This is a genomic window from Morganella morganii, from assembly GCF_019242955.1.
In the GTDB taxonomy this organism is placed as follows: Bacteria; Pseudomonadota; Gammaproteobacteria; order Enterobacterales; family Enterobacteriaceae; genus Morganella; species Morganella sibonii.
Genome location: NZ_CP066129.1, coordinates 3,253,752 through 3,277,705, shown reverse-complemented (window position 1 = coordinate 3,277,705; position 23,954 = coordinate 3,253,752). Strand labels below are relative to the sequence as shown.

The 23,954-nt window shown below is 51.0% G+C and carries 21 protein-coding genes and 1 other RNA gene; 13 read left to right on the top strand and 9 right to left on the bottom strand.

The genetic code is table 11. The features are described 5' to 3' along the window. Positions 1–52: 52 nt before the first annotated feature. The 4 genes from hupB (at position 53) to JC793_RS15495 (ending at position 3,327) form a co-directional block, all read left to right on the top strand. Positions 53–328 (top strand): nucleoid-associated protein HU-beta, encoded by a 276-nt coding sequence (gene hupB, locus JC793_RS15510; RefSeq protein ID WP_004240390.1) that lies wholly within the window; start codon positions 53–55, stop codon positions 326–328. Positions 329–485: 157 nt separating this feature from the next. Further along, the gene (gene ppiD, locus JC793_RS15505) at positions 486–2,354 is read left to right on the top strand and encodes a peptidylprolyl isomerase (protein WP_218426590.1); all 1,869 of its coding nucleotides are present in this window, start codon (positions 486–488) and stop codon (positions 2,352–2,354) included. 152 nt (positions 2,355–2,506) lie between these two features. Next, on the top strand, positions 2,507–2,839 hold the full coding sequence (locus JC793_RS15500; RefSeq protein ID WP_166708470.1) for a ComEA family DNA-binding protein: 333 nt from the start codon (positions 2,507–2,509) through the stop codon (positions 2,837–2,839). A gap of 77 nt (positions 2,840–2,916) precedes the next feature. Further along, on the top strand, positions 2,917–3,327 hold the full coding sequence (locus JC793_RS15495) for an acyl-CoA thioesterase (protein WP_166708469.1): 411 nt from the start codon (positions 2,917–2,919) through the stop codon (positions 3,325–3,327). A 51-nt stretch (positions 3,328–3,378) separates the two neighbouring features. On the opposite strand, the gene queC is transcribed toward JC793_RS15495, so the two are convergent. Together queC and JC793_RS15485 are read right to left on the bottom strand one after the other, a co-directional pair. After that, positions 3,379–4,077, bottom strand: coding sequence for a 7-cyano-7-deazaguanine synthase QueC (gene queC / locus JC793_RS15490; protein ID WP_046893171.1), 699 nt, complete (start codon positions 4,075–4,077; stop codon positions 3,379–3,381). Positions 4,078–4,123: 46 nt separating this feature from the next. Continuing rightward, positions 4,124–5,164: a PLP-dependent cysteine synthase family protein gene (locus tag JC793_RS15485; protein WP_218426589.1), complete on the bottom strand. Its 1,041-nt coding sequence runs from the start codon at positions 5,162–5,164 to the stop codon at positions 4,124–4,126. A 114-nt stretch (positions 5,165–5,278) separates the two neighbouring features. Between JC793_RS15485 and JC793_RS15480 the strand changes: the two genes are divergently transcribed. From JC793_RS15480 to amtB, 5 genes are all read left to right on the top strand, one after another. Then, the gene (locus tag JC793_RS15480) at positions 5,279–5,755 is read left to right on the top strand and encodes an Lrp/AsnC family transcriptional regulator (protein ID WP_046893228.1); all 477 of its coding nucleotides are present in this window, start codon (positions 5,279–5,281) and stop codon (positions 5,753–5,755) included. Positions 5,756–5,784: 29 nt separating this feature from the next. Continuing rightward, positions 5,785–7,524 carry a SmdA family multidrug ABC transporter permease/ATP-binding protein gene (locus JC793_RS15475; protein ID WP_218426588.1) on the top strand — a complete coding sequence of 580 codons (1,740 nt, stop codon included), beginning with the start codon at positions 5,785–5,787 and terminating at the stop codon, positions 7,522–7,524. Next, positions 7,517–9,313, top strand: coding sequence for a SmdB family multidrug efflux ABC transporter permease/ATP-binding protein (locus JC793_RS15470; protein ID WP_107678493.1), 1,797 nt, complete (start codon positions 7,517–7,519; stop codon positions 9,311–9,313). The genes JC793_RS15475 and JC793_RS15470 overlap by 8 nt, the downstream gene beginning before the upstream one ends. 201 nt (positions 9,314–9,514) lie before the next feature. Then, the gene (locus JC793_RS15465) at positions 9,515–9,853 is read left to right on the top strand and encodes a P-II family nitrogen regulator (protein WP_218426587.1); all 339 of its coding nucleotides are present in this window, start codon (positions 9,515–9,517) and stop codon (positions 9,851–9,853) included. Between the two features lie 19 nt (positions 9,854–9,872). After that, positions 9,873–11,162, top strand: coding sequence for an ammonium transporter AmtB (amtB, locus tag JC793_RS15460; RefSeq protein WP_218428470.1), 1,290 nt, complete (start codon positions 9,873–9,875; stop codon positions 11,160–11,162). Positions 11,163–11,222: 60 nt separating this feature from the next. Here the strand turns inward: amtB and tesB are convergent, their stop codons facing one another. After that, entirely contained in the window at positions 11,223–12,086 is an 864-nt protein-coding gene (tesB, locus tag JC793_RS15455; RefSeq protein ID WP_166708464.1) for an acyl-CoA thioesterase II, read from the bottom strand. A gap of 224 nt (positions 12,087–12,310) precedes the next feature. On the opposite strand from tesB, the gene ffs reads away from it, so the two are divergent. Beyond that, an RNA gene (gene ffs, locus JC793_RS15450) (signal recognition particle sRNA small type) lies at positions 12,311–12,407 on the top strand. A gap of 567 nt (positions 12,408–12,974) precedes the next feature. On the opposite strand, the gene JC793_RS15445 is transcribed toward ffs, so the two are convergent. The 4 genes from JC793_RS15445 to JC793_RS15430 form a co-directional block, all read right to left on the bottom strand. Next, positions 12,975–13,178, bottom strand: coding sequence for an HHA domain-containing protein (locus JC793_RS15445; protein WP_024474604.1), 204 nt, complete (start codon positions 13,176–13,178; stop codon positions 12,975–12,977). A gap of 62 nt (positions 13,179–13,240) precedes the next feature. Then, positions 13,241–13,600 (bottom strand): Hha toxicity modulator TomB, encoded by a 360-nt coding sequence (tomB, locus tag JC793_RS15440; protein WP_046893178.1) that lies wholly within the window; start codon positions 13,598–13,600, stop codon positions 13,241–13,243. 561 nt (positions 13,601–14,161) lie between these two features. Further along, a complete protein-coding gene (locus tag JC793_RS15435) occupies positions 14,162–17,338 on the bottom strand; it encodes an efflux RND transporter permease subunit (protein ID WP_218426586.1) in 3,177 nt (1,058 codons plus the stop codon). 14 nt (positions 17,339–17,352) lie between these two features. After that, positions 17,353–18,546 carry an efflux RND transporter periplasmic adaptor subunit gene (locus tag JC793_RS15430; RefSeq protein ID WP_166708462.1) on the bottom strand — a complete coding sequence of 398 codons (1,194 nt, stop codon included), beginning with the start codon at positions 18,544–18,546 and terminating at the stop codon, positions 17,353–17,355. 125 nt (positions 18,547–18,671) lie between these two features. Between JC793_RS15430 and acrR the strand changes: the two genes are divergently transcribed. From acrR to mscK, 3 genes are read left to right on the top strand one after another with little or no spacing between them, the layout of a single operon-like run. After that, complete coding sequence (gene acrR, locus JC793_RS15425) at positions 18,672–19,319, top strand: multidrug efflux transporter transcriptional repressor AcrR (protein ID WP_046893181.1); 648 nt, start codon at positions 18,672–18,674, stop codon at positions 19,317–19,319. Between the two features lie 37 nt (positions 19,320–19,356). Continuing rightward, on the top strand, positions 19,357–19,710 hold the full coding sequence (locus JC793_RS15420) for a DsrE/DsrF/TusD sulfur relay family protein (protein WP_046893182.1): 354 nt from the start codon (positions 19,357–19,359) through the stop codon (positions 19,708–19,710). A gap of 54 nt (positions 19,711–19,764) precedes the next feature. Then, positions 19,765–23,181, top strand: a complete 3,417-nt coding sequence (gene mscK / locus JC793_RS15415) for a mechanosensitive channel MscK (RefSeq protein ID WP_218428468.1) — start codon at positions 19,765–19,767, stop codon at positions 23,179–23,181. On the opposite strand, the gene rsmS is transcribed toward mscK, so the two are convergent. Together rsmS and priC are read right to left on the bottom strand one after the other, a co-directional pair. Next, the gene (gene rsmS, locus JC793_RS15410) at positions 23,169–23,333 is read right to left on the bottom strand and encodes a pleiotropic regulatory protein RsmS (protein ID WP_072161289.1); all 165 of its coding nucleotides are present in this window, start codon (positions 23,331–23,333) and stop codon (positions 23,169–23,171) included. The two genes, mscK and rsmS, sit on opposite strands and share 13 nt — an antisense overlap. A gap of 18 nt (positions 23,334–23,351) precedes the next feature. Further along, positions 23,352–23,897, bottom strand: a complete 546-nt coding sequence (gene priC / locus JC793_RS15405) for a primosomal replication protein PriC (protein WP_046893183.1) — start codon at positions 23,895–23,897, stop codon at positions 23,352–23,354. Positions 23,898–23,954 lie beyond the last annotated feature (57 nt).

Below are 23,954 nucleotides of genomic sequence, written 5' to 3'. Positions count from 1 at the left end.
AGGAACATACTTCGTAAATCCGGGCCGAAAATTCTGAAAGGGGATGATAATAGTGAATAAGTCACAATTGGTCGATAAAATTGCTGCAGACGCTAATATTTCTAAAGCTGCGGCTGGTCGCGCGTTAGATGCAATTATTGGTTCAGTAACTGATTCTCTGAAAGGCGGGGATGATGTGGCTCTGGTTGGTTTCGGTACTTTCACTGTTCGTGAGCGCGCAGCACGTACAGGCCGTAACCCGCAGACCGGCAAAGAGATCAAAATCGCCGCAGCGAAAGTCCCGGCTTTCCGTGCAGGTAAAGGTCTTAAAGACGCAGTAAACGGCTGAGTTTTTCCTCAGGCACCGGGATATTTATCTGTCCCGGGCACAAAAACCGTATAAAGCTAAACAGGAAGCGCATCAGAATGATGCGCTTTTTTTTGTTTTAGGGCATAATTTCCCCTGACCTGATTTTTCTTTTACCAAAGCGGAGTTTGGATTTCTTATGATGGAAAACCTGCGCACAGCGGCGAACAACCCTGTGATTAAAATTGTCTTCGCCATCATTATCCTGTCATTTATTCTGACAGGTGTCGGTGGTTACCTCGTCAGCGGTTCTAACTATGCTGCCAAAGTGAACGATACTGAAATATCGGTCCAGCAGTTAGAGCGCGCCTTCCAGGAAGAGCGTAACCGCCAGCAGGCTCAGCTGGGTGACCTGTTCTCGCAGTTAGTCAGTACCGAACAGGGTGTTAAACAGATTCGTTCTCAGGCGCTGAACCAGATGATCGACACCATTCTGCTGGAACAGTATGCACAGAAATTAGGCATCACTGTCAGCGATGAGCAGATCATTAACGCGATTCGTCAGGAACCTGATTTTATGGTTAACGGTCAGTTCAGCCAGGATGCTTACGGTACGTTCCTGTCCCGTAACGGTATCACGGGTGACGCCTATGCAGCCTATCTGCGCAAGCAGATGATTCAGGCTCAGCTGGTTCAGCCGTTTGTACGTGATTCGTTTGTGCTGGATTCTGAAGTGACCAATGCCGCGGCGGTTTTACTCCAGTCGCGCACTATCCGTACCGCAACACTGGATCTGGCTTCCGCACAGGAAAAACAGACCGCAACCGATGAAGAGCTGCAGGCTTATTACGCGAAGAATAAAAACAATTTCATCGCACCGCAGGCTTTAAAAATCAGTTTTGTTGAGCTGGATGCCGCAAATATCCAGGACAACACCAGCGTTACGGAAGAACAGATTCAGGACTACTACGACAAAAATATCCCGCGTTTCACCGTGCCGGCAAAAGGCGAGTACAGCCAGATCATGCTGGCGACGGAAGATGATGCCAAAGCCGTACTGAATGAACTGAAAAACGGGGCAGATTTCAAAACCCTGGCAAAAGAAAAATCCACCGATAAACTGACTGCCCGTAACGGCGGTGTGATCGGCTGGATGGAAGATGCCGCGCTTATCCCTGAAATCAAAGATGCCGGGCTGAAAGCTGCCGGTCAGGTTTCAGAAATCCTGAAAGTGGATAACGGCTACGCAATTTTCCGTCTCGATGTGTATGAGCCGGAAACCGTTAAACCGCTGGCGGATGTGAAAGACGAAGTGACCCGTCTGGCGAAAGGCGAAGCCGCAAGCAAAGCGTTCTTTGACCTCCAGCAGAAAGCCAGTGAAGCCGCAGCGAATGATAACGAATCCCTGATGGGTGTTGAGCAGGCGACAAACGTTAAAGCCGTACAGACCGACTGGTTTGCACTGAATAACCTGCCGGACGCGATCAACTATCCGGAAGTGTTAAAAGCCTTAACGGAAAACGGACTGTTTGATGAGAAAGGGCCGTCCGGTGCTAACTCCGATATCATTACTGTCTCCGGTGATCGTGCATTTGTTGTTCGTGTTGATGAGTACCGCCCGGAAGCAACAGAGCCGTTTGAGAAAGTAAAATCTGATATCAGTGCGCTGGTCAAACGTGGTAAAGCTGAAGCCGCGCTGAACGCGGAAGCGGATAAACTGCTGGCGGCACTGAAAGAAGGTAAAGGTGACGCGGCGTTAACAGAAGCCGATGTGAAATTCGGTGCAGAACAGACCGTTCAGCGCCTGAATCCGTCAGATCCGGTAATTAATGCTGCCTTTACCCAGCCGCATCCGGCGGACGGTAAACCGACCTACAGCCGCACCATTGACGGCAAGGGCAATATTGTTCTGATTCAGCTCGATAAAGTCACTGCCGGTACTGCAACCGATCAGGAAAAAACTGAGCTGCGCACAGTATTGCGTCAGCAGATGGCATCCACTGAACTGGAATCATTACTGCTGAACCTGCGTGCCAACGCAGATATTGATGTGAGAAATATGGACTAAAATTTTTCGATCTGTACCGAAAAATAAAATGTCGTGTTACATCTCCCGAAAGGCTGCGTTCGCAGCCTTTCGCATTTCTGTTCTGAAAATCCCCCGGCAGAAAAAATTTTTGCGACACTCCGCTTTGTGCTAAACACAAAAGGAGAAATAGCATGAAAACAAAATGGACATCTGCATTATTATTAACATCAGCGCTGTTAACCGGCGGTTTTTTCAGTACCTCCTCTCTGGCTCAGGTGGCACAACCGGCGGAAAGTACGCAGGTTCAGCCGTCTGCTGCACAGGACACAAACCGTATCAGTATTAACACCGCCACAGCGGAAGAACTGGCACGGGAACTGAGCGGTATCGGGCCGAAAAAAGCACAGCGGATTGTGGAGTACCGCACGGAAAACGGACCATTTACTTCTGCGGAACAACTGAAAGATGTATATGGTATTGGTGAGCGCCTTTTTACGATGAACAGCGATAAGATAGCGTTGTAATATCAGCAGAAGCTGATTTCCCTTCCCCGGGCTGACGGGGAAGGGAATACCGGAAACAGAGTAAAGGGAGAAATATTATGAGCACCACAATTAAAGTGATTGGCTACCATATTGATGCCTTCGGACATGTGAATAATGCGCGTTACCTGGAGTTTCTGGAGGCTGCCCGCTGGGACTGGCTGGAAAGCTATGATGCATACCGCTGGTTTAAACAGATGGATATTGCTGTGGTGGTGGTGAATATCAATATTAACTACCGGTTACCGGTCTATGTGGGAGAGCGGCTGGTCATCGACAGTTATTTACAGCATGCCGGGCAGAAAAGCGGTGTTCTCAAACAGATCATTACCCGTCAGGAAGATAAGCAGGTTGTGGCGGATGCGGAAGTAACTTTTGTCTTTATTAATATGAAAACCGGTAAAGCGATCCCGATTGAAGGGGAAATCCGTGATAAATTTGAATTGCTGACAGGACCGAAAGAGAGCTGATGAGCCGAAGGACAGAAGAACGCCCGGCCGGTCACCGGGCGTAACAGGCGCTTATTGCAGGCCGGTGATTTTTTTCATGGCGGCCATAACAGCACTGCGATCAGCAAGGTAGTTGTCCAGCCCGTTGCGGCGCAGATGACAGGCGGCACACTCCCCGCAACCATCCCCCTGAATACCGTTATAGCAGGTGAGCGTCTCTGTGCGGACGGTGTCCAGTTGCCCGTAATAATCGGCCAGAGCCCAGGTCTGTGCTTTATCCAGCCACATCAGCGGGGTTTCAAAGCGGATATCGCGGGCCAGACCGGCGTTAACCGCTTTATTGAGGGCTTTGACAAATTCGTCACGGCAATCCGGGTAACCGGAAAAATCGGTTTCACATACACCGGTGATAATGGCTTCGGCATTAACCTGATACGCATAAATCGCTGTCAGGGTCAGAAACAGGATATTCCGCCCGGGAACAAAGGTATTCGGAATATCACTCTGTTCACTTTCGCAGAACCCCGGCACCGGAATGTTATCACGGGTCAGGCTGCTGACCGCCAGTTCATTCAGCAGGGAAACATCCAGCACCTTATGCGCTGCCGCGCCCAGTTTCAGGCTGAGTTTACGGGCAACATCTATTTCCTGACTATGGCGCTGTCCGTAATCAAACGTCACACAATGCACTTCATCATAGTTACGGAGCGCCTGAATCAGGCAGGTTGTGGAGTCCTGCCCGCCACTGAATACGACCACAGCACGTTTCATCGGTAAACCTCATTATAAAAAGATGAGGTTTATGGTAACGGCTGCATCACCATTTGGGTAGTGTTGCCTGCGCGTCAGTCAGATCACCGATATTTTCCGCTACCCATTCCGGATTGTAATAAGTGTCAGGATAACGTTCGCCGCTGTCACAGATCAGCGTGACAATGGAGCCGGTCTGTTTCTGTTCATGCATTTGTTTCGCCAGTTGCAGCGCACCCCAGACATTGGTGCCGGTGGAAGCGCCGGCGCGGCGTCCGAGCAGTTTTTCCAGCCAGTACAGGGTGGCGATACTGCACTTATCACTGACTTTAAGCACATCATCAATCACACCGGGAATAAAGGACGGCTCTGCGCGCGGACGGCCGATACCCTCAATCTTACTGCCGGTATCGCAGCGCAGATGTGAGCATTTCTGATGGTAGCAGTCATGAAAAACGGAGTTTTCAGGATCAACAACAATCAGTTTTGTATCATGTCCCTGGTAGCGGATAAACCGGCCGAGGGTGGCTGATGTACCGCCGGTGCCCGCACTCATCACAATGTAACGCGGAACCGGATGGGCTTCCCGTGACATCTGGCGGTAAATGCTTTCGGCGATATTATTGTTGCCGCGCCAGTCAGTGGCACGTTCGGCATAGGTGAACTGATCCATATAGTGGCCGCCGGTTTCACGGGCCAGACGTTCGGATTCCGCATAGATCTGAGCGCTGCTGTCCACAAAGTGGCACTGTCCGCCGTAGAACTCAATCTGTTCAATTTTACGGCGCGCGGTGCAGCGCGGCATAACGGCAATAAACGGCAGGCCGAGCAGGCGGGCAAAGTAAGCTTCTGAGACAGCGGTGCTGCCTGATGATGCCTCAATGACCGGTGTGCCTTCGCGGATCCAGCCGTTACACAGGCCGTACAGGAAAAGCGAACGTGCCAGGCGGTGCTTCAGACTGCCTGTCGGGTGAGTACTTTCATCCTTGAGATATAATGAAACCCCCGGGTAAACGGGTAATTCCAGCGGGATCAGGTGGGTATCCGCACTGCGCTGATAATCGGCCTGAATGGCATTAATGGCGGATGTCGTCCATTGGGTTGTCATGTAGTATCTCCTCACGGTCTGTTGATGCATCTTAGCAATTCTGTGAGAGAAAAGGCTTTTTCTATTTTCTTTATCATGCATGATATGGAGAAATTTATTCTCTCTGGTGGCGATATGTTAGATAAAACAGACCGTAAATTGTTACAACTCTTGCAGGAAGATGCGTCATTATCACTGAACACACTGTCCGAAGCGGTAAATCTGACATCCACTCCCTGCTGGAAACGACTGAAGCGGCTGGAGGATGACGGTTACATCCGTAAACGCGTGGCGTTGCTTGACCCGGAAAAACTCGGACTGGGACTGACCGTGATTGTCATGATCAAGACACAACATCACAGCAGCGAGTGGTATACTCAGTTTGTGGAGTATGTGCAGCAGATGCCTGATGTGGTGGAGTTTTACCGTATGGCCGGGGAATTCGATTACATGCTGCAGGTCGAAGTGGTGGATATGAAATGCTTCGATCATTTTTACAAAAAACTGGTCAACGGTGTACCCGGTTTAATTGATGTGACTTCCAATTTCGCGATGGAGCGCATAAAGTACACCACCGCATTGCCGATTCCGGAGAAATGCAAAGCGGACTGATTATTAACCTGAGATGTTAACGGGATCCTGTGAGATTATTTGCCCAATTAAAATGGTATTTCCTCAGTGAATGGCGGCGCTATACCGGTGCGGTCACTTTTCTGATCATTATCGCGGTATTACAGATCCTGCCGCCGCGTTTTGTCGGCATTATTGTTGACGGCGTGACCAAAGAAACGATGACTACCCCGGCGCTGTGGGGCTGGGTCGGTGTGATGCTGCTTATTGCGCTGGTGATTTATATTCTGCGCTATATCTGGCGGGTCTGGTTATTCGGCGCATCCTATAAGCTGGCGGTGCGTCTGCGGCAGGATTTTTATCAGCAGTTCAGCCGCCAGTCCCCGGCGTTTTATCACCGTTACCGTACCGGCGACCTGATCGCGCGCAGTACCAACGATGTGGATAAAGTGGTGTTTGCCGCCGGAGAAGGTGTACTGACGCTGGTGGATTCGTTCGTCATGGGGCTCGTGGTGCTGCTGACGATGAGCATTGAGATCAGCTGGCAGCTGACACTGCTGTCCCTGCTGCCGATGCCGCTGATGGCACTGGCGATCAAACGTTACGGACAGCAGCTTCATCAGCGCTTTAAAACAGCACAGGGTGCATTCTCCTCACTGAATAATCACGCTCAGGAAAGCCTCAGCAGTATCCGGATGATAAAGGCGTTTGGCCTGGAAGATCACCAGTCTTCCCGGTTTGAATCTGTGGCGGCCGAAGCCGGACGCAAAAATATGCATGTGGCACAGGTGGATGCCCGCTTTGATCCGACCATCATCATGGCGATCGGGATGTCCAACCTGCTTGCGGTTGCCGGCGGCAGCTGGATGGTGGTGCAGGGTACACTGACACTCGGCGGGCTGACCAGTTTTATTATGTATCTCGGGCTGATGATCTGGCCGATGCTGGCGCTGGCCTGGATGTTTAACATTGTGGAGCGCGGCAGTGCGGCCTACAGCCGTATCCAGTCTCTTCTTGAAACACCGCCGGTACTGGCGGACGGTACTGATGCCCCGGCGCCCGGGCGCGGTGAGCTGTCAGTGGCGGTGGATGAATTTTGTTATCCGGAAAGCCGCCGGACGATTCTGCATGATGTCCGTTTTACCCTGAAACCGGGTCAGCTGCTCGGGCTGTGCGGCCCGACGGGCTGCGGCAAATCCACACTGCTGGCACTGATCCAGCGTCATTACGATGTGACAGCAGGCAAAATTTGTTTTCAGGGTAAACCGCTGCCTGAACTGACATTCTCCGGCTGGCATACCCGGCTGGCTGTCGTGAATCAGACCCCGTTTCTGTTCTCCGATACGATTGCCAACAACATTGCGCTGGGACGGCCCGGGGCGACACAGGAAGAGATTGAACATGCTGCCCGGCTGGCCAGTGTACATGATGATATTGAGCGTCTGCCGCTCGGCTATGAGACTCAGGCCGGTGAGCGGGGCGTTATGTTATCCGGCGGACAGAAACAGCGGATCTCCATTGCCCGCGCATTGCTGATGGATGCGGAAATCCTGATCCTCGATGATGCCCTTTCCGCGGTGGACGGGCAGACCGAACACCGGATACTGCAAAATCTGCGGCAGTGGGGCGAAGGACGCACGGTGATTATCAGTGCGCACCGGCTTTCCGCGCTGACAGAGGCAGACAATATTCTTGTTCTGCAACAAGGCGGTATCAGTGCTCAGGGGCGTCATCAGGAACTGATTAATCAGAACGGATGGTATCGCGAAATGTATCATTATCAGCAGTTAGAGGCCGCGCTCGATGAGTGAACAGATCCGCCCTGAAGCGGCAAAAAACCTGTGGCCGTCGCTGAAACGCCTTCTCGGATACGGCCGTAACTACCGCCGCCCGATGGCTGCTGCCATTGTGATGCTGTGGCTGACAGCCATTGCAGAAGTTGCCGCACCTGTTCTGGTCAGTTATTTCATTGATAATATGGTGGCGAAAAACCAGATTGTTCTGTCCGTGACACTATGGCTGGTGGCCGGGTTTATCGCTTTACAGATTGCTGCCTCGCTGCTGCACTATTTTCAGCTGATCTACTTCAATCAGGCGGCAGTCGGCGTGGTACAGACACTGCGGGCCGATGTGATGGACGCCGCACTGCGTCAGCCGCTGAGCGCATTTGACACTCAGCCGGTCGGGCAGCTGATCTCCCGCGTCACCAATGACACGGAAATGATCAAAGACTTGTTCGTGAACGTCCTGCCGACACTGTTCCGCAGTATCGCCCTGATTGTGGTGATGCTGATCGCCATGTATTCCCTGGAGTGGCGGATGGCACTGGTGGCAACCGCCATGTTCCCGGCGGTAATGCTGGTGATGTGGATCTACCAGCGGCTGAGTACGCCGATTGTGCGCCGGGTGCGCAGTTATCTGGCGGATATTAATGACGGTTTTCATGAAGTTATCAGCGGCATGACGGTTATTCAGCAGTTCCGCCAGCAGGCGCGTTTCGGTGAACGGATGTTTGCCGCCAACCGCCGCCATTATGAGGTCAGAATGGCGGCACTGCGGCTGGACGGTATTTTGCTGCGCCCGCTGCTGAGCCTGTTTTCGGCGGCTATCCTCTGCGGCCTGATGTTGTTGTTCGGGGTTGAGGGGACCGGGGTTATCGGCGTCGGGGTACTGTACGCCTTTATTACCTACCTCGGGCGGCTGAATGAACCGCTGATCACGCTGACATCCCAGCAGTCTGTTTTACAGCAGGCGGTGATCTCCGGCGAACGTGTTTTTGAGCTGATGGACAGCCCGCAGCAGCAGTACGGAGCGGATGATCAACCGCTGACCTGCGGCAGTATCCGTGTATCACACCTGACATTTGCTTATCAGCCCGGAAAACCGGTACTGCGCGATATCAGTATGGATGTACCGGAGCACAGCTTTGTCGCTTTTGTCGGACATACCGGCAGCGGGAAAAGCACACTGGCGAATCTGCTGATGGGCTATTACCCGTGGCAGGCGGGGGAAATCAGTCTCGGCGGGCGACCGCTGGAACAGTTTTCACATAAAGCACTGCGGCAGGGCATTGCAATGGTGCAGCAGGACCCGGTTATTATGGCCGCCTCCTTCCGCGACAATATCACCCTCGGACGGGATATTGATGATGAGCGTATCCGGCGGGTGCTGGATATGGTTCAGCTGAGTGAGCATATTTCACAGCTTGAGCACGGGCTGGATACGGAACTGGGAGAGCAGGGCAACACCTTGTCTGACGGGCAGAAACAGTTGCTGGCAATGGCGCGGGTGCTGGTACAGACCCCGAAAATCCTGATCCTGGATGAAGCAACCGCCAATATTGACTCCGGTACTGAACAGGCCATTCAGAAAGCTCTGCAACTGATCCGCCGTGAAACCACGCTGGTGGTGATTGCACACCGTCTGTCAACCATTGTGGATGCCGATACCATTTATGTGCTTAACCGCGGCGAAATGGCGGAATCCGGCTCTCACCGGGCGCTGCTGGCAGAGAAAGGCCGCTATTACCAGATGTATCAGTTGCAGCAGGTCGGGGAATCACTGAATGCCCCGGAAGAGAGCGAAGCTCCTGCACTATAATTGTGAGATCGTTCACATAAACAGGTGCATGATGCTGTAAAAAAGTGCAATCCTCCCGTTAGCGGAAAAGGCGTCTGATGATTCAGACGCCTTTTTTATTTCTATCCTGTTGTTATTAAATAATTTAATTTTTATCTCATGCATTGGCATCACTTTTGCAATTTATCCGCAGGATAACAACAACCTGAAGCGGAGCATGCGATGAAAATGATAATGGCCATCATCAAGCCTTTTAAACTTAATGACGTCAGAGATGCGCTGAACGAAGAAGGTATTCAGGGATTAACCGTACTGGAAGTGCGGGGCGCGGGCAGACAAAAAGGACATACCGAACTGTACCGCGGGGAAGAGTACAGCACCGATTTCCTGCCGAAGACACAGATTAATATTGTTGTGGCTGATGATTGCCTTGATCGCATTGTTGATGCGATTTGCCGGTCAGCATACACAGGCAGTATCGGTGACGGAAAAATATTTGTTTCAGAAATTACTCAGGCGGTACGGATACGTACCGGTGAGCAAAATGATGATGCCATTTAAACCGCGCGGAGATACTCAGATGATGAAACGAAAAATAGTATTGCCTGTTGTGATATCTGCGGTACTGCCGGCATCGGCTTACAGCGCAACGGAAGGGATGGATCGCGCGGATAACGGTTTTATGCTGATCTGTGCGGCACTGGTCTATTTTATGACTCTGCCCGGTATCGCTCTGTTTTACGGCGGACTGGTACGGCGTGAGAATGTATTGTCAGTGATGACACAAGTCATCGTCAGTTTTGCTCTGGTGTTGCTGTTATGGATTTTCTATGGCTACAGTATGGCGTTTTCTGACGGAAACAGTGTGATCGGCGGGTTATCTCATGCATTTCTCAGCGGGATCACACCGGTCAGTAACAGCGGCAGCATCAGCCTGCTGACACACGTTATTTTTCAGGGATCTTTTGCGGCAATTACGGTTGCACTCATCACCGGAGCGCTGGCGGAGCGGATCAAATTTACTGCCTTTCTGTTATTTACGGTGATCTGGTTCTCCCTGGCGTATGTACCGATGGCGCATATGGTCTGGGGCGGCGGCTGGCTGGCGGAAGATGGCGCTCTGGATTTTGCCGGGGGAACCGTTGTGCATATCAACGCGGCAGTTGCCGGGTTAGTTGGTGCTTACATATTAGGACCGCGCCGGTTGCCGGGGAAAGCCGCCACCAAACCACACAGCCTGCCGATGGTATTTACCGGTACCGCTATCCTCTATATCGGCTGGTTCGGGTTTAATGCCGGATCTGCCGGAAAACCGGATGGTATTGCGGCGCTGGCTTTTCTGAATACCGTGATTGCGGTGGCCGCAGGGGTGCTGGCATGGGTGATCGCAGAATGGTGTATGCGGGGTAAGCCCTCACTTCTTGGTGCGTGCTCCGGGTGTATCAGCGGTTTGGTCGGGATCACGCCTGCCGCAGGGACGGTGGGTGTCCCGGGAGCGGTTGTCATCGGACTGATCAGTGGTATTGCCGGTTACTGGGGCGTTACAGCCCTGAAGCGCCGGCTGAAAGCGGATGATGTCTGTGATGTTTTTGGCATTCACGGCGTCTGCGGTATCGCCGGATGTTTGCTGACCGGCATTTTCACGGCACCGGCACTCGGCGGCACGGGTTATGCGGAAGGCGTCACGATGTTGCATCAGTTATGGATACAGGCGGAGAGTATCCTGGTGACTGTGCTCTGGAGCGGAGTGGTTACTTACATCGCATTCAAATGCGCGGCACTGACAACCGGCGTACGTTGTACAGAAGAGGATGAGATCAACGGGCTGGATATCAGCACGCACGGCGAACAGGCTTATAACCGTTCATAGCCGGAAAAAGTAAGCCCCCGCTCACTGGTGTGCAGCGGGGGTTTTTTATTGCCGGGACGTTTAGATATCCCGTAAGCGCAGAACGCCTTCCTGCACAGTAGAAGCAACCAGAACACCAGCCTGATTATAGAAGTGACCACGAACAAATCCGCGCCCGCCGGATGCTGTCGGGCTTTCCACGGCATACAGCAGCCATTCATCCAGCCGGAACGGGCGGTGATACCACATGGAGTGATCAATCGTGGCAATCTGAATTTCCGGCTGCATAAAGCCGTAGCCGTGAGGCTGAAGCGCGGTCGGCAGGAAGTTATAATCAGAGGCATAGCTGAGCAGATACTGATGCAGCGCCTGATCATCCGGCATTGCACCATTGGTTTTCAGCCAGGTATAACGTACCGGCGGACTTGCGGGATTCTGAAACGGGCTGTAAAACTGCACCGGGCGCCATTCAATGGCTTGTTCACGCAGAAACAGAGCCTGCATTTTCGGCGGCAGAGCAGCCGCAATTTTCCGGGCAATATCGGTTTCAGAAACAAGCCCGTCGGGGCCGGCCACGTCCGGCATGGCATTCTGATGCTCAAAACTGCTCTCTTCCCCCTGGAAAGAGGCGGTCATATAGAAAATCGGCTTTCCGTTCTGAATAGCGCTGACACGGCGGGCACTGAAACTTTTGCCGTCACGCAGATTTTCCACATCATAAATAATGGGTTTATGGCTGTCGCCCGGGCGCAGAAAATAGCTATGGAATGAATGAACGCGGCGATCAGCCGGAACGGTCTGTCCCGCTGCATACAGTGCCTGTCCGGCAACTTGTCCGCCAAAGACCTGCGGCAGGCCGAGATCTTCACTTTGCCCCCGGAATAACCCGTCTTCGAGTTTTTCCAGTGCCATCAGGTTTATCAGGTTTTCTAACGCCAGGCTCATAGTTACCCTTATTCATCTTTTCAGCAGGAACCGTCCATTCTAATCGCTGTCAGTGCAATTGAAAAATGATAAACCGCCGTTATGTGCGGTTCCCGGCCGGCAGGTGTGTATGGTTATGTCAGAGGTGTGTAAAATTACAGCGGTCAGTCCCGGTTGCCTTGCTATTTCAGTGATGATCCCGGATAATGGCACCGCCTCATTATTGAGGGTTCCTATGGGGGCTTTGTTGGTTCTCCCGCAACATGAACTTGTTAACTCGGTCAGGTCCGGAAGGAAGCAGCCATAGCAGGGGAATTGTGTGCCGGGATGTCGCTGGCAAGGCCCCCACCCATTTCTGCAGTACCTGCCGCTATTCTCCTGTTATTGATTCTGAATGCCTCTGTCTGCATCCGGTGGTTGTCTTCGTTATTCACCTGTTATTCATTCACCATTCATCCGGTGCATCATATTAATATATTCATAATTTGACATTATGCCTGACAGCACAAACCGGGACTTTCAGAGGGTCGCACCGGATTCAGGGATATAACAATATGAGTAAAATTTGTTTTATGTTCTCAGTGTAAAAGAGTGAGTTTCACATAAAAGCGCATGATTAGATAAAAATCCTATTTTTGATTTAACCCGTTATAGTGGTGAAAACTGAAAATAAAATTTTCGGTATACCCGGTGTTTAATAAATGCGTATCAGGATTTAATAATCTGGTGAGTGAAACAAACATAAAATATATACTTTTGTTATAAACAATATATATATCGTAATATAAGTAAGGAATAGCGGGATAAATAGCAGGCATGATCGAAAGCCAAAGTCAGTCAGCTGTGCCTTTGGCCCGTGATCACTAAAAATAAGACAATGCCTGAGAGAGGCGGTTACAGCAGACTGAATTAACGGACAAATTTCCAGACAGACGCCGGGATTTTGTCATACAGTTTATTCATGGTTAATTCGGCCAGACGATGATCGGCAGCTGAATAAAAAACCTCCAGCTCGTCATCAGTCAGTTCATATTTGTTCTTCTCAATGACACGTTCCAGTGTTTCGATCGAAGTGCACTTACGTAAGCGCATGAGATAGTCAAGTTTAGTCATCATATGTCATCTTCTTGCTGAGTTGTTAGTACGCAATATACTGATTTTAGTTCTGTATTCCGTTAGTGGACCAGATGCCCCTCGCTGGTCAGCATGCTGCTTACCAGTGATGCCATCTTCTTCCATTCCTCAACATCATTAAATGAAACTTCCATCTGACCAAACAGCGCGTAAGTTTCATCGATGTATTCATCGACAAATGAGATGAGATCCTTATTTTGTGTATGTTTTATCTTAAAACTCCAGGTCACGTCAGCAATGTAACCTAATAATTCGTTAAGTTTTAAGTTTGAATCTGAGGCTAAATCATTAACCCAAAAATTATTGCTTCTGATGAGAGTTTGTGTGCCTTCACGGCAAAGTTCATCACACAGATACTTCAGTACCGCAATATCGTAATTTCGTGGAGAATACTCGTCCATAATCACCTCCTGAATGTAGCCGGGAATGATAAGGCGCTGAAAAACGTTAAATTATAATTAACACATGAGTAAGTTATTACGCTATCGACGTCGGTATATTATATATATCAACCGCCTTTAATTATAAATAAAGGTAATGTAAGGTTCTGTTCAGCACAAGTGGATAATCAGATGCTGATTACATGTTAATCTGTTTCAGTTAGTGAACATGACGTTCCGGAAAAAGACGTGAATAAAAAGATCTGATTTAATCCTGTTTGTAATATAACACTATTTCAGCACTTGTCACTAGCCAAAATACAAAAAAAGTAAATTTAAATGCAGAGTAAATGCCTGAACGCACCGGGTATAATTACTCATCTTATTAAATTTATTGGTTTTTTGTGGAATAGCGCGGTGGGGAATCATTACGGGTTATGACAAAACCTTACATTTGCGGAATGTTATAATTTACTTTTATCTATTGTTTATTTAAGTTCTTCTTACTCAAATTTAAAAATATTTATCATGGCGTGAAAATAAAAAAGGTCACTAATGTGACCTTTTTATGTTTAAGCAGGATTAAAACCCGTCAGGGCTATCGCTCTTCTGCGTTACCGCATGAGCATGCTCAATGTCTTCACTCTTCTTACTGAAGCGGCGGCGGATAACCACATAGAAGACCGGCACGAAGAAGATAGCCAGTGATGTTGCGGCGATCATACCACCGAACACCCCGGTACCTACGGCGTTCTGTGCACCGGAACCGGCACCGTTACTCAGGACTAACGGAATAACCCCGAGCATAAAGGCCAGCGATGTCATCAGAATAGGGCGCAGACGCATCTTAACGGCTTCCAGTGTTGCCTCAATCAGCCCTTTACCTTCTTTCTCCATCAGGTCTTTGGCGAATTCGACAATCAGGATGGCGTTCTTCGCCGACAGACCAATGGTGGTCAGCAGGCCGACCTTGAAGTACACGTCGTTGTCCAGCCCGCGTGCATGGGTCAGTAACAGTGCACCGATAACCCCGAGCGGAACCACCAGCATAACCGAGAACGGAACCGACCAGCTCTCATACAGGGCCGCCAGACAGAGGAAGACCACGATCAGAGAGATGGTATACAGTGCAGGCGCCTGGTTACCGGACAGTTTTTCCTGGTAAGACATACCTGTCCACTCAACACCAAAGCCCTGCGGCAGTTCTTTCGCCATGTTTTCCATCAGTGCCATCGCATCACCACTACTCTTGCCCGGTGCGGCGCTGCCCTGAATCTGCATAGCAGGAATACCGTTATAACGTTCAAGGCGCGGTGAACCGAAAGTCCACGGATCCTTTTTCGTATCGATAAAGGCAGAGAACGGTACCATCTGACCCTGGTTATTGCGGACATACTGCTCAGCAATATTTTTCGGCTGCATACGGAACGGTGCATCAGCCTGTACGTACACTTTCTTCACACGACCGCGGTCGATAAAGTCATTGACGTAGCTGCCGCCGAACATGGTGCTCAGCGCGGCGTTAATGGTCTTGATATCAACCCCTAATGCCTCGGCTTTCTGCTGATCAACATGGATATGATACTGTGAGGTATCTTCCATCCCGTTCGGGCGCACCTGCACCAGCATATCCGGATGCTCGCCTGCCATCTTCAGTAACTGGTTACGGGCTGCGGTCAGTGCTTCGTGACCCTGGTTAGCGTTATCCATCAGTTCGAGGTCAAAACCGCTGGATGAACCCAGTTCCACAATCGGCGGAATGTTTACCGCGAAAATCGAGGCTGACGAGTTGGTAAAGAAGTGCTGGTTGGCGCGTGCAACAACCGCTTCCACCTTATCTTCTTTTGCTTTACGTTCGTCCCAGTTTTTCAGAACAATAAACGCCAGACCCATGTTCTGTCCCTGACCCGCGAAGCCGAAGCCGTTAACGGTAAAGACAGATTCAACGACTTTTTTCTCATCTTCCAGATAGTACTTACTGACACCATCAAGAACAGTCTGAGTTTGTTCCTGCGTCGAACCCGGTGGTAACTGAACCATCGAGAGCAGTACGCCCTGGTCTTCTTCCGGTAAGAAAGAGGTCGGCAGACGGGTGAACATCACGATCATACCCGCGACCAGCAGCACATAGATCAGCAGGTAACGTCCGGTGCCGCGCAGCATACGGCCGACACTGTCAGTGTAGTGGTGGGTCTGTTTCTCAAACACACGGTTAAACCAGCCGAAGAAACCGGTCTGACTGCCGTGGCTGCCTTTGGCAACCGGCTTGAGCATGGTGGCACACAGTGCCGGTGTCAGGATCAGCGCCACGAAGACTGACAATATCATCGCGGAAACAATGGTAATGGAGAACTGACGGTAAATTGCCCCGGTTGACCCGCCGAAGAAGGCCATCGGAATAAATACCGCTGATAACACCATGGCAATACCGACCAGAGCACTCTGGATCTGACCCATCGACACTTTTGTGGCTTCTTTCGGCGGCAGGCCGGTTTCCTGCATGACACGCTCGACGTTTTCCACCACCACGATGGCGTCATCCACCAGAAGACCGATTGCCAGCACCATCGCGAACATCGTCAGGGTATTTATCGAATACCCGAATGCGGCAAGGGTGGCAAAGGTCCCCAGCAGTACCACCGGTACGGCGATAGTCGGGATCAGTGTCGCACGGAAGTTTTGCAGGAACAGATACATCACCACGAACACCAGCATGATTGCTTCAACCAGTGTTTTCACCACTTCGAAAATGGAGATTTTAACGAATGGTGTTGTATCGTACGGGTAAACAACTTCCAGGCCGTCAGGGAAAAACTCTGACATTTCTGTCAGTTTATCGCGAACCGCTTTGGCGGTATCCAGGGCGTTAGCACCGGTTGCCAGCTTGATACCGATACCGGCTGCCGGTTTCCCGTTATAACGCGCGATAATCCCGTAGTTCTCAGCACCGAGTTCCACGTAAGCAACATCTTTCAGGCGGACAACCGAACCGTCAGTATTAACCCGCAGCATGATTTCCTGAAACTGCTCAGTCGTGTTCAGACGGGTCTGCGCAATAATAGAGGTATTCAGACGCTGGTTTGGTACCGGCGGTGTTCCCCCCAGCTGACCGGCGGCAACCTGGTTATTCTGCACCTGAATCGCATTGATGATATCAATGGTGCTCAGGTTATATTTCACCAGTTTGTCCGGATCGAGCCAGATACGCATGGCATACTGAGTACCGAAGAGCTGGGTTTCACCAACCCCGGTCACACGGCTGATCGGGTCTTTGACGTTAGAGCCGACGTAGTCCGCGATATCGTTCTGGGACATGGTACCGTCCTCAGACACGAAACCGGCCACCAGCAGGAAGGAACTGGTGGATTTTTCAACGGTAATACCCTGCTGCTGAACTTCCTGAGGAAGCAGCGGCATTGCCAGCTGGAGTTTGTTCTGAACCTGAACCTGGGCAATATCCGGGTTGGCGTCAGCTTCAAAGGTCAGCGAGATATTCATACTACCCGCTGAGTCACTGGTTGAAGACATGTACACCATCTTGTCGATACCGTTCATGTTCTGTTCGATAACCTGAGTTACCGTATTCTGAACTGTCTCGGCATCCGCACCCGGATAGTTTGCGGAAATTGAAATGGTCGGCGGCGCAACAGTCGGATACTGTGCCACAGGCAATTTCATGATCGCCAACAGACCTGCAAGCATGGTAATAATTGCGATTACCCATGCAAATATCGGTCTTTCAATAAAAAACTTTGGCATGAATCACTGACTCCTTATTGGGACTTCTGAGCAGATTCAGTATTTTTCGGCGCAGCCGCCGGCTGTGCATTTAAATCTGCTTCTGTTGCCTTAACGGCAGCACCCGCTTTGATTTTCTGGAAGCCTTCAACCACTACGCGCTCCCCGTCGTTCACACCGGAGGTAATCAGCCATTTGTTACCGTAAGACTGACCGACAGTGACCGGACGGACTTCGATTTCATTTTTGGCGTTGACCACGTTAACCACTGCGCCGCCTTTGGCCGTACGGATAACCCCTTCCTGCGGAACCAGGATTGCGTCAGGACGGACACCTTCATCCACACGGGCGCGGACAAACATTCCCGGCAGCAGGGATTCCTGCGGGTTCGGGAACACGGCACGCATAGTGATAGAGCCGGTGGTTTCATCGACAGTCACGTCGGAGAATTCCAGATAACCTTTATGGGTATAATCTTTGTTTTCAGCCGTCACCAGGCTGACAGCAACTTTACCCTGTTCTTTATCTACAGCACCGCTGGCGATTTCTTGTTTCAGACGCAGGTAATCATCACTGGACTGGGTCACATCCACATAGATAGGGTCAATCTGCTGAACCAGTGTCAGCGGCTGGGTCTGACCCGTTGCCACTAATGCACCTTCAGTCACGTTTGATTTACCGGACAGACCGGCAATCGGGGAGGTGACTTTGGTGTAGTTCAGGTTGATTTGCGCAGTCTGAACAGCAGCCTGTGCAGCCTGAACCGCAGCCTGAGCCTGTGCATGCGTGGAGACCGCCTCATCATAATCCTGGCGGCTGATATAGTTTGTTCCCAGCAACGGTTTATAGCGGTTCACTGTCAGGCGGGCCAGCTCGGCGTTCGCTTTGGCTTTTGCCAGTTCAGCCTGTGCGCTGTTCAGCGTAGCCTGAAAAGGAGCCGGATCGATTTGATAGAGCGATTCGCCTTCTTTGACGTCACTTCCTTCTTTGTAGTTGCGTTTTAAAATAATGCCGCCGACCTGAGGGCGCACTTCCGCGATGCGGTATGCAGAAGTTCGTCCCGGCAGTTCCGTGCTCACTGTCAGTGGTGCAGCTTTCAGTGTAACGACTTTAACGTCCGGCGGTGGCATTTCGCCCCCTTGCTTCTGCTCTTCACCACATCCGGACAGCAGAAAGCTCCCGGACAGAACGAGCATAGCCAGAGGTAGAACGCCTCTGTTTTTTCGCATAGTAAACCTCTATAAAATGTCGATTTTTAACCGGTAAATATGGTTGATTAACTAATAAATCAGCGTGCTATAATACAAACATACACGAATGTATGTAAATTAACTTCAGATGACACAGGCCTTACATGGCACGAAAAACTAAACAGCAGGCCGGAGAAACCCGCCGGCAGATTATTGAGGCCGCATTAACCGCTTTCAGTGAGCGGGGCGTATCTGCGACGTCATTAGTGGATATTGCTAAGCAAGCAGGTGTGACCCGTGGTGCGATCTATTGGCACTTCAAAAATAAAGTTGATCTGTTTACTGAAGTCTGTTCGATAACCGATACAAAAATTGGCGTTATTGAACAAGAGTATCGGGCAAAATACCCGGATAATCCACTTTTAGTGTTTAAGAAAATATTAATTTACATTCTGACCTCAGTGGTATCCGATCCCAAAATGCGGGCTATTCTGAGTATTTCATTTCATAAATGTGAATTTACCGGTGAAATGAGCGAATTAATTACCATCAGACAAAATTTATATGCTGCGGAATACTCAAGAATTGAATCTTTCCTGATCGAAAGTGTGACACTGGGACTGCTGCCGTCAACCCTCGACCTGCGCCGTGCGGCAATCATGCTGCGGGGGATGGTAACCGGACTGTTAGAAAACTGGCTCTTTTCCAGTGAGAGTTTTAATATTGACGGACAGGCGGAATATTTGGTTGACGGTTATCTGGATATGTTAATGCTCAGTAAAAATATGCAGCTGACGCCGGCAGACGCCTGATTTACATTTTATTATATTAACCTTAAGGATATCATGTATGAAGCCTGTATTAATTATTGCCAATGGCGCTGCATATGGCAGTGAATCTTTATTTAATGCACTGCGTCTGGCGATTGCAATTAAAGAGCAGGACAGTCAGGTGCCGATGAATGTTTTTCTGATGTCGGATGCGGTGGTAGCCGGATTACGCGGTCAGCAGCCGAAAGAGGGTTATAACCTGAAACAGATGCTGGAGATCCTGCTGGCACAGAAAACAGCCATTAAACTGTGCAAAACCTGCACCGATGCCCGCGGTATCTCTGAACTTCCGCTGGTGGACGGGGTGGAAATAGGCACACTGGCCGAACTGGCGCAGTGGTCGCTTGATGCTGAAAAAATCATTACTTTTTAATTAGATAGTCTGAAACGGACAGCCGGGGAAGGGCAGATACAAGTGGATATTATGATGAAGCAAGTCAGCCGTGTCCCGGCTTCCGGTCTGCTGAGACGGATTTTTCTCCGTCTTTTTACCTGTTTTTTCTTTCTGTTGCCGGTGCTTATTCAGAACAGTGCAGCGGCGGCCGTTCAGGAGATTCCTGACCGTAACACAATCCAGACTGAACTGAATGCCCTGAATAACCGTAAAGAACAGACGGCTGCGGATAAATTGTCCGTGCAGGATCTGGAGCGGGCGCTGGTATTTTATGACAATCTGGATACCCTCAAAGAAAAATCACAGGAACTGAAAAAGCGGGTGGATGAAGCCCCGCGTCTGTCAGAACAGGTCACACAAAAATTAACACAGATTAAATCATTAACGGATGAAGGTCTGGCTGATTACCGCGCCTCTGTTGAGCGTCTGCCGCTTTCACAGCTGGAACTGAAACTAAACAACACCCTTGAAGCGTTGCAGACCGCACAAAATAACCTCTCTTCTTATAACAGTGATCTGATTGCTCTCCAGACCCAGCCGGAGCGCGCGCAGAATATCATGTATGCCAATGTGCAGCGTTTACAGCAAATCCGTGTTGAACTGAATGACTCTATGGCGGCTCAGAAAGTACTGAGGCCGACTGAAATCGAGTCTCTTCAGGTGGAGCAGTATTACTTACAGCAGCAGATTGATTATCAGAAGCGTGCATTGCAGTCGAATACGCAATTACAGAATCTGCTTCAGGTGCAGCGTGATTATGTGGGTGAACACATCAAACAGCTGGAAAGCTATATCGATGTGATTCAGGAAACGGTCAGCAGCAAACGGCTGGATTATTCGGAAGAGGCGGCAAAAGAAGCACAGAGCTCGGATGATACCCAGCGCAATATGCGGGATGATCCGCTGGTGCTGCGTGAAATTGCCCTGAACCATGAATTAAGTGAAAAACTGGTCGCCGCCACCCGTGACAATAACCAGCTGGTGCAGCGTACCATCAAAGTCCGCAGTATTCTTGACCGCGCACTGCAATCCGAGCGCAACCTCAAAGAGCAGATCACCGTGCTGCGCGGCAGCCTGCTGCTCTCCCGTATCCTGTTTAAAGAGCAGATCGATTTGCCGCCGGATCTGCTGATTAAGGATTTACCGGACAGAATCGCCGACATGCGTCTGGAACAGTTTGAAATCAACCAGCAGCGTGACAAGCTCTATCAGCCGGACAGTTTTGTCAGCACCCTGATTGATGAATATGCCAAAACGCATGATATGCCGGAAACGGAAGCAGAGCTGCGGGCACAGAAGCATGCGCTGGTACAGGTGGTGTCTGTCCGTCAGGATCTGCTGGATCAGCTGAACACCCAGATGGGTAATCAGATTTCCCAGGCGATTAACCTGCAACTGGATCAGACTCAGCTCGTGACGGTGGTCGCCTCACTGGAGAAAACCCTCGCGCAGCAGATTTTCTGGGTCAACAGTAACAAACCGGTCAACCTGGCCTGGTTTCAGTCCTTCCCGGGTGCGGTTAAACAGGAACTGACGTCACTGGATCTGAACTGGTCGCTGCAAAGTCTGATCAACGGCTTTGTCGATTCCCTCTTTATTACCGTTCCGCTGCTGATTATTGCGCTGCTGCTGCGTTTCGGTACCAAGAATATAGATACCAAACTGGCTGAAATTAATACCAATGTCGGGCGTCTGAAAAAAGACCGTCAGATCTACACCCCGATGGCGCTGGGGCTGATGCTGATCAAAACCCTGCCTTCCTCGCTGTTTGTGATTGCTTTCGGGTATTTCTGTCTGAAAACCGGCAGCGCGGATTCCGCGCTGATGTGGACTATCTCCCGCCAGCTGGCACTCTTCTGGGTGCTGTTTGAGTGGAGTTACCGGATTATGAAACCGGAAGGGATCGCCGTCACGCACTTCGGTATTGATCCGGAAATCTGCCGGACCGGCCGCCGCAGACTGCTGCGCCTGGCTCTGCCTCTGCTGCCGATTATGCTGTGGGCGGCTTACGGTATGGAATACCCGCTGCGTCTGGTGGACGATGTGATAGGACAGCTGGTGGTGCCGGTGGCACTGGTATTTGTCTTTATCTTCACACTGCCGTTCTGCATTGAGATCTGGCGCGAAAAGGGCTCTCACCTGGTGCGGGCTGTCCTGCTGACCTTGCTGACGTTCTCCCCTCTGGTGCTGGTGGTGCTGGTCGGGCTGGGGTATTACTACACCGCACTGCGCCTGAGCAGCCGCTGGATAGACAGCCTCTATCTGCTGCTGTTGTGGTATATCGTGTATCACTCCAGTTTGCGCGGCCTGGCACTGGCGGCACGGCGTCTGACCTATCAGCGTGCGCTGGCCCGCCGTCAGAAACAGCAGATCCAGCTTAAAGAACAGCATGACGGGGATGATGTCCCGGATATGATTGTGGAAGAGCCGCCGATGTCGATGGAGCTGATTAACCAGCAGTCGCTGCGCCTGACATCCATGGTGCTGTTTATTGTCTTTGCCGCCGCATTCTACGGAATATGGTCTGATTTTATTACTATTTTCTCTTTCTTCGACAGTATCACACTGTGGCATTACAACGTGGATACCACGCTGGGGAATGTGGTGGAAGCGGTCACGCTCGGCGATCTGATTCTGTCGGTGCTGATTGTGGTGGTGTCCTGGATAATGATGCGCAACCTGCCCGGTTTACTGGAAGTTCTTGTGCTTTCGCGGCTCTCGCTGCGTCAGGGAACGTCGTATGCCATCACCACTATTCTGACGTACCTGATTGTCGGGATCGGAACCATTGCCGCATTCGGGACTCTCGGGGTGTCGTGGGGTAAATTACAGTGGCTGGCGGCAGCCCTGACCTTCGGCCTCAGCTTCGGGTTACAGGAGATCTTCGCCAACTTTGTCTCAGGTATCATTATTCTGTTCGAACGCCCGATCCGTATCGGCGATACTGTCACTATCGGCACCTTCTCCGGGACAGTTAACAAGATCCGCATCCGTGCAACCACGGTAATTGATTTTGACCGCAAAGAGGTCATTATCCCGAACAAAGCTTTTATGACCGAGCGCCTGACCAACTGGTCGCTCTCCGATACGGTAACGCGGATTGTGATTAATGTCGGGGTGGCTTACGGTTCAGATCTGGCGAAAGTGAAAGAGGTTCTGCTGAAAGCGGCCACAGATAACCCGAAAGTGATGACAGATCCGGCGCCGGGCGTGTATTTCACCGAGTTTGGTGCCAGCAGCCTTGATCACCAGCTGCGTTTCTATGTGCGCACCATCGGCGACCGCAGTGCCACTACGGATGAAGTGAACCGTGCTATTGACCGGATGGCGCGTGAAAACGATATCAATATCGCCTTCAACCAGCTGGAAGTGTATCTCCACGATCAGAACAGCGGCAAAGAAGTGCAGGTGCAGGGAAAAGAGAAGGATGACGGCGCTCAGCCGGCCTGATCACCGTCAGTATCGCGCAGTTTGTTTTCATAATCGCGGCGGACAATCTGTAACGCCGCGAGCACGGTTTCGGCCGGGATACGGTTCTCTTCCAGCAGGCAGATAAGATCGACCGCCAGTTTTACCTCATCGGGGGCATTTTCAAGACTCATGGGATATCCGCTGTCTGATTAAAATTCGGTGCCGTCGTGGCGTTCAATCTGCCGTTCAATGCGCTGTAAAGCCTGACGGCAGCGGACAAGGCGTCCGGCCAGCGCCGCCAGTTCTTTCTGGATTTTTTGTTGTTCGGCAAAGGTCTGTGCGCGGCCGAGAGCCAGTTCGCGGTCATCGGTCATTTGTGCCAGGCGGCGTTCATAATCCTGATGTTGTGCCAGGCGCTGATACAGATCCACCTGACTGTCCCGTTTCACATAGCCCTGCTCTTTCTGCCGCAGTGACTGTGTGGCGGCCTCGCGGTTCAGTGCCGCAATCTGGGCGACAATTTTTTCGGCCAGGAAGCGTACCTGTTCCGCCCGGTTCTCATCCGCGCACTGCTCAAGCTGGTCAGTATGGTGCAGTAATTCATCCATACAGAGGCGAAGGGTTTTATTACGGGCGGCGAACAGGGTATCATCGAAGCGGCGCTGGCTCAGTTCCCGGTCCGCTATCGGTGCAATCTGTGTTTCCAGTACGCTGATTTTCTGCCGCAGCGCCTGTAACAATTGTCTGGTGTTCATTATCCGCCTCAGTGAAATGTGCCCGGGATCGTTGTTGAAGATCATAGTTACAGGAGC